The organism is Thermodesulfatator autotrophicus (assembly GCF_001642325.1).
GTDB classification, from domain to species: Bacteria; Desulfobacterota; Thermodesulfobacteria; order Thermodesulfobacteriales; family Thermodesulfatatoraceae; genus Thermodesulfatator; species Thermodesulfatator autotrophicus.
Genome location: NZ_LSFI01000085.1, coordinates 1 through 6,090, shown reverse-complemented (window position 1 = coordinate 6,090; position 6,090 = coordinate 1). Strand labels below are relative to the sequence as shown.

8 protein-coding genes are annotated in these 6,090 nt (G+C 39.4%); all 8 read left to right on the top strand.

Translation table 11 applies throughout. The features are described 5' to 3' along the window. Positions 1-966 (top strand): type III-A CRISPR-associated protein Cas10/Csm1 (gene cas10, locus TH606_RS11780; RefSeq protein WP_197460575.1); only part of this gene is annotated, 966 nt, incomplete at its 5' end. After that, on the top strand, positions 959-1,357 hold the full coding sequence (csm2, locus tag TH606_RS10905; protein WP_068543989.1) for a type III-A CRISPR-associated protein Csm2: 399 nt from the start codon (positions 959-961) through the stop codon (positions 1,355-1,357). The genes cas10 and csm2, both read left to right, overlap by 8 nt. Positions 1,358-1,374: 17 nt before the next feature. Further along, positions 1,375-2,160 (top strand): type III-A CRISPR-associated RAMP protein Csm3, encoded by a 786-nt coding sequence (csm3, locus tag TH606_RS10900; RefSeq protein WP_068543987.1) that lies wholly within the window; start codon positions 1,375-1,377, stop codon positions 2,158-2,160. Further along, on the top strand, positions 2,153-2,338 hold the full coding sequence (locus TH606_RS10895) for a hypothetical protein (protein WP_068543986.1): 186 nt from the start codon (positions 2,153-2,155) through the stop codon (positions 2,336-2,338). The genes csm3 and TH606_RS10895 overlap by 8 nt, the downstream gene beginning before the upstream one ends. Then, a complete protein-coding gene (locus TH606_RS10890; protein WP_068543984.1) occupies positions 2,326-2,634 on the top strand; it encodes a type II toxin-antitoxin system RelE/ParE family toxin in 309 nt (102 codons plus the stop codon). Before TH606_RS10895 ends, TH606_RS10890 begins: the two co-directional genes overlap by 13 nt. Next, positions 2,631-3,626: a type III-A CRISPR-associated RAMP protein Csm4 gene (gene csm4, locus TH606_RS10885; protein WP_068543982.1), complete on the top strand. Its 996-nt coding sequence runs from the start codon at positions 2,631-2,633 to the stop codon at positions 3,624-3,626. The genes TH606_RS10890 and csm4 overlap by 4 nt, the downstream gene beginning before the upstream one ends. Beyond that, a complete protein-coding gene (gene csm5, locus TH606_RS10880) occupies positions 3,623-4,846 on the top strand; it encodes a type III-A CRISPR-associated RAMP protein Csm5 (protein WP_068543980.1) in 1,224 nt (407 codons plus the stop codon). Before csm4 ends, csm5 begins: the two co-directional genes overlap by 4 nt. Before the next feature lie 135 nt (positions 4,847-4,981). Further along, positions 4,982-6,067: a putative CRISPR-associated protein gene (locus TH606_RS10875; RefSeq protein WP_068543978.1), complete on the top strand. Its 1,086-nt coding sequence runs from the start codon at positions 4,982-4,984 to the stop codon at positions 6,065-6,067. Positions 6,068-6,090: the final 23 nt, after the last annotated feature.

Here is a 6,090-nt window from a genome sequence, read left to right as displayed (position 1 = left end):
CCTGCGGACACAGTTGACGAAACACTATGCAATTTTTCACCACTGGTGCAAGCCTTCATTCCTTCTGGCCTTTATCAAGGGATTTTTAATTTTGAAGAAATCGAAGATAAATCTTTTGGTCTTCCTAGACTTGCTGCTTTGCGCATGGATGTAGACAATCTGGGGCAGATCTTTCGCGCAGGCCTTTCAGGAAATGATCAAACCTTTTCTCGTCTGGCCGCTATTTCTAGGGCCTTGAATCTCTTTTTCAAATATCATTTAAACGCCCTCCTGTGCGGTGAAAAAACAAGCGGTTTTTCATATCCCCCTGCCCTTGATCCCTATGACTGGGCCGGACGAAATGTCCGGGAAGACGGACGACGCGTGGCCATTATCTACTCCGGAGGTGATGATCTTTTTCTCATGGGTCACTGGCTTGATATATGTGAGGCCGCGTTTGACATCGTAAAGGCCTTTCAGGCTTACACCGGTAACCCGGAGCTTACCATATCCGGCGGCATCACTATGGGACATATCAGGATGCCGGTTTATCAATATGCCGAGCTTGCTGGAGCAGCAGAAAATCAAGCAAAAGGACATAGAAAAGAAAAAAATGCCCTAGCTCTTTTTGGAAAAGTTATCCCCAATGAAAATATGAATGAAATGAAGAATATTCTAGATATTTTTGCTTCCTTTTTGACAAATCAAGAAACGCACATGACTCCCAAAGAAGAAGGGCTTACTCGAGGTTTCTTTTATAATATTCTCAACAGCGCTAGAGAATTTTTAGACGAAGAAAATACCGATCGGATTCTTGTGCTTCCGCGTCTGGCCTATCTTCTCGCAAGGGTGAGAAAGAAGCTACCACCTGAGAATTATTTAGAGTTACAAAACTACTTGCTTTCTTATAATGAAGAAACTTGGGAAAAAATTTTTATTGCCGTACAGTGGGTAATTATGAGCATGAGAGGAGGAAAAGATGAATAATAGGGAGGAAAATACAAAAATAAATTTCTTTAAAGGTGAGCTTAAACAATATAAAAGTAAAGGATTAAAAGAAATACCTTCTGAAAAAGTTGTAGAAATAGGAGAATGTTTAGGAAAAGTTTTAAAAGAAAAAAATGTAAAAACAACACAGATCAGAAAATTTCTTGATGCTGTTCGAAAAATCCAGATTAAATTTGATAAAGATAACGTCATTATGTTAAAACCTAAGCTAGCCTATACAGTAGGAAGACATAGAAATCTTAAACCTCTTATGCAAATACTAGATCCAGCTATAGATGCCGGAGCTAAAGATCGCGAATCATTTAAAAAACTTGTTCATCTAATAGAAGCTATTGTTGCTTATCATCGTTTCTATGGTGGTGGAGATTAAAAATAAGGGAGGCCATTATGTCTGAAACTCGCCAAAATGAAAAGCCTATTCTGGGTAAAGTCATAATAAGTGGAATATTGCATTGCGAAACAGGCCTTCATATAGGTGCCTCTAAGGAAAATCTGGAAATCGGCGCTATAGATAGCCCTGTCGTGCGTGATCCCATTACGCGAGAACCGTACATTCCGGGAAGTTCATTGAAAGGAAAGATGAGAAGTTTGCTGGAAAAAGTTTTAGCATTATCACCTAATCGCAATGGAGGAACGCAAAGAAATCCTATTTGGCGCCATGAGTGTGATATGAAAGAGGAGGCTAAAAAGTGTAAACTTTGCCGACTTTTTGGCTCTACAGGAAAATCTGGTGGAGGCAACTGGCCTGCTCGTCTGATTGTACGTGATGCCTTCCTCACGGATAATTCTCGCGAAAACCTTCAAGAAATTGACACCGGTCTCCTTTACACGGAATGGAAATGGGAAAATTCGCTTGATCGTGTTACCGCAGCGGCTAACCCTCGCCAGCTTGAGCGTGTCCCCCGCGGAACGGAGTTTAGATTTGAAATAGTTTATACTGTAGAAGATTTGGACGACCTTAATGAGGATCTGGAAAATATTGATACGGCCTTAAAGCTTCTTGAGATGGATTACCTTGGTGGCCACGGCTCCCGCGGCTACGGGCAGATAAAATTACGCGATTTAAAATGGCAAATTGTAACTATTAAAAACGGAGAAATAAAAGGGTCTTTAGAAAAAGAGAATTTCAAAGAAATTATAAATACATTAAAAACGGAGGATAATAATGTTTAATGCTAAAGAGATCACTATGGAAATTTTAAAAAAGTTGCCAGATGATTGCACAATTGAAGATATTCAATATCAACTTTTTGTAGTAGAAAAAATACAAAAAAGTATAAAACGGACAGAGGAAGAAGGAACTATTTCACATAAGGAAGTAGAAAAAAAGTTTGAACAATGGCTTACATAATAAAATGGTCTCCAGAAGCGGTAGAGGATTTGGAAGCCATTTATAATTTTATAGCAAGAGATTCGGTTTATTATGCCAAATCTGTAATAAGAAAAATTTTAGATTCTGTTCAGAATTTACAATTTTTTCCAAAAATCGGAAGAATTGTTCCGGAAGTCAATAAATATGAAATTCGAGAACGATTAGTTTATAACTATCGAGTTATTTATCAAATAAAAGAACAAACAATTATTGTTTTGGCTATAGTGCACTCAAGTCGATTGCTAGAAAAATTTTATGAAAGGCTTAATCGATGAATTGGCTGATCTTTAAGCTCAAATTTAAAGGCTTTACTCATTTTGGAGAAACCGGCATAGATCTAGAAAACATTTCCGAATGGGTAGGAGCAGATACTCTTTTTTCAGCCTGGCTAAATGCTGTACAAACCTTTCTGGGTATACAAAAAGTAGAAGAGATTTGCCAAAGTTTTTTAAATGGCAAGCCTTCCTTCAGGATTTCTAGCCTTTTTATTTATCACAAAGATATTTATTTTTTACCGCGTCCTTTATCAGTTTCTCTAAAAAATGAGGTAGCAGAAGCTTTAGCTTCTTACCTAAAAGATTTTAAAAAAATAAAGTGGATTTCTCATGTAAACTATGGACTCTGGTTAAGAAACGACCTAAGTGTTGAAGATATAAAAAGCACTTATGAAACACAAGAAAAAGAATATTTTACGGCTTTCAAAAAAATTATTCGTCCGCATGTAGCCCTCGATCGGGAAACAATGGAAAGTAACCTTTATCATGTTGGCTATCTTAAATTTAAAAAAGATGCTGGGCTATGGGGAATAGTTACAGGAACTAAGGAAGGGCTTAAATTGTTTGAAACTGGTCTCTTCTTTCTCGGAGAAATGGGACTAGGTGGGGAAAAGACTTACGGTTGCGGGCAATTCGAAGCAGAATTTGTAGAACCAGATGACCACTTTCAAGAATTGCTTTTCGGTGATTTTCCACGGCGGGTGCTTATTTCCCGTTATATGCCAACCCCTTCAGAAGTATCAGGACTGTTGAAAAGTCTTGAAGCATATCGTCTCGGAATTTCCAGAGGATGGGTAACAAGTGGGAGAATAGGTTTTCCCATTAAACGTAAAGCTGTCCGTTACCTTTGTGAAGGCTCTACTTTTACAAGTCCTGTGAGTGGACAGCTTGTAGATGTTACTCCAGAATATTTTTATCCAAAAAGACTTTCTCACAAAGTTTATAGATATGGTCTTGCTTTTCTTTTACCAATGCAGGAGTATTCTGAATGAGAAACTTTTTAGACGCTAAAATATTAGCTTTTCAATTGTTAAGTCCGCTTCATGTTGGAAGTCATATAGAAAAATATACTCCATTTGAATATTTTATTCACAAAGAAGAGATATATTTTATAAACGAGAATAAGTTGTTTTCTTTTCTTAAAGAAAGAAATCTTCTTTCAAAATATATATCTGAAATCAATATACATGGTCCAAAATTTAATATTTTTAATTTTTTAAAAGAAAACCTGAGAGATATAAATGCACAACTACTGAAAAATATTTCTCGTTATAAAGCCAAAATAGAAACCGATAAAAATTTTTTAGAGATTCGTCCTTTAATTCGTGATGGAATGGGAGTTCCATATATACCAGCTTCAACTATTAAAGGTCTTATTAGAACAGCTGTTCTTTATAAAGTTTTGAAAAGTTTAAAAGAAAGAGCACCGCAGCAATTTAAAACAGAAATTCTCGAAAAAATTAAAAATTTTTCTAAAAAGGACATTAAGAAAAGAGAGCCTTTTAAGTGGTTAATTAATAAGTGGCTTCAAGATTTTCAAATTGAAAATAAAAAAAATTCTCCTCATACTGATTGGTTGCGCCTTATCCGGGTAAGAGACGCTTATCCTGTCTTTAGTTGTACCACCAGGATATACGAAATAGCTGTTCTTTCATACAATGGAAGTAGATGGTTAGAAAAAGAAAATATTTCTATCTTTCTTGAGTGTATCCCTCCTGGTTCTATCTATCAATTCGAAATTTCGATGGATACTATGCTGATAGAGAAGTTTAAAGTTTCTCCAAAATTGAAGCGTGTAGAAGATGCCTATCCCCGAAAAATCGAAGAAATCTTTAAAGCATTGGAAGAGTTTTCAAATGATTTATGTGAAGAAGAACAAAAGGTATTTACAAGCTGTCCCTCTCTAAAGCAGTGGTATAAACAAACACGTTCGAAAGAAAGTTTTTGTTTGGGTTGGGGAGGAGGACTTCTTTCTAAAACTATTTTTCTTTTACTACCAGAGGAGGTACGAAAATTTATTCGTAATAATCTCAGACACGATCGCGGAGAGGCCTTAGCACCTAAAAGCCGACATATAGCTAAACTTAAACAAAAGATATTGCCGTTAGGATGGGCAAAATGGGTCCATAATGGTGAAACGATTATAAAAACCAGCGGGTACAAAATAATTCTCAATTTTCAAGGGGACAAATTTAAACTGATAAAGAAATAAATTGAAAAGAGACCTTTGCAAAATTGCAGAGATTAGCGTGGCAAGCACAACCGCAAGGGATCCGTTCCCTTTTTTTCGGAACGAAAAATAGGAACGGATCCTAGAACGAGCCTTAAGAAAAGTAACTGAGTTGAAATGAAAAGGCTGATTCTATCCCCCTGTGGGACAAGTTTATTGACCAACCGGGTCTCTCCTGAAGTACGTGCTCTGGTATTTAAGCACGCCAATGCCCCAGGGCCAATTACCGGCGAAGAAGGGGAAACCCTCACCCGCCATCTGGAAAAGCGGCGAGAGGAAGTTCTAGGCCTCCCCCCGCAGGGTGCCGCCCTATTATCAGCCGAAATAAACGGTCTCTATCACCTTTATGCGGGCGATTTTGCTAACGGTAAGCAGGATACACATATACTTCTAGCCACTGACACCTGGCTGGGGAGAGAGACGGCGCAGATGGTGTCAGCCTGGCTCAAGACCCAGGGGATCGCTAATGTTCAGGTGTGGGACGACATTGGCGGGCTGCGCACCGATAGTCTTGAAAATTTTCACCTGGCTGTGGCAGAGCTTGTGCGCCGCCTGCACGAAACGTTACCTGGATATAAAGAAATCGGTTATCAAATCATTTTTAACCTCACTGGAGGGTTCAAGAGCATCCAGGGCGTGCTTCAGACCTTGGCCCAGTTTTACGCCGACGAGGCCGTCTATATCTTTGAAACCAGTAAAGAGCTTTTGCGCATCCCTCGTCTTCCATTAACGCTGGATATTCTGCCGTCTATCAAGAAGCAGTTAAAAATCTGGCGGCGTCTGGCCCTGGGGCTTTCTGTAACACCTGAAGAATGCCGTAAAATTCCCAATGCCTTCTGGTTTGCCGTGGGCGATGAGGTTTCGCTTTCACCCTGGGGGGAACTCATCTGGCAACAGGTAAAACGCCAAATTTACGAAGAATGCCTCTGGGAGCCTCCTTCAGACCGCATCACCTGGACAGACGAATTTGAAAAGGCCGTAAATGCCCTCCCTCCTGACCGCCGCTACGAGGTAAACAAACGGATGGATGAGCTGGCTTTGCATCTTGAAAGGGAAGACCACCCCAACCCACGGTCTCTTAATTGCCATCGGCTTTCAGGAGAGCCTGTAGCTGGTTGCACGCACGAGATTTACGCCTGGAGCGATCGCGACGCCCGCCGCATATACGGCGTATGCCACGGGCACGAAAGGTTTGAAAGGTAGTATTTCAGTAATTGTGTCCGAAA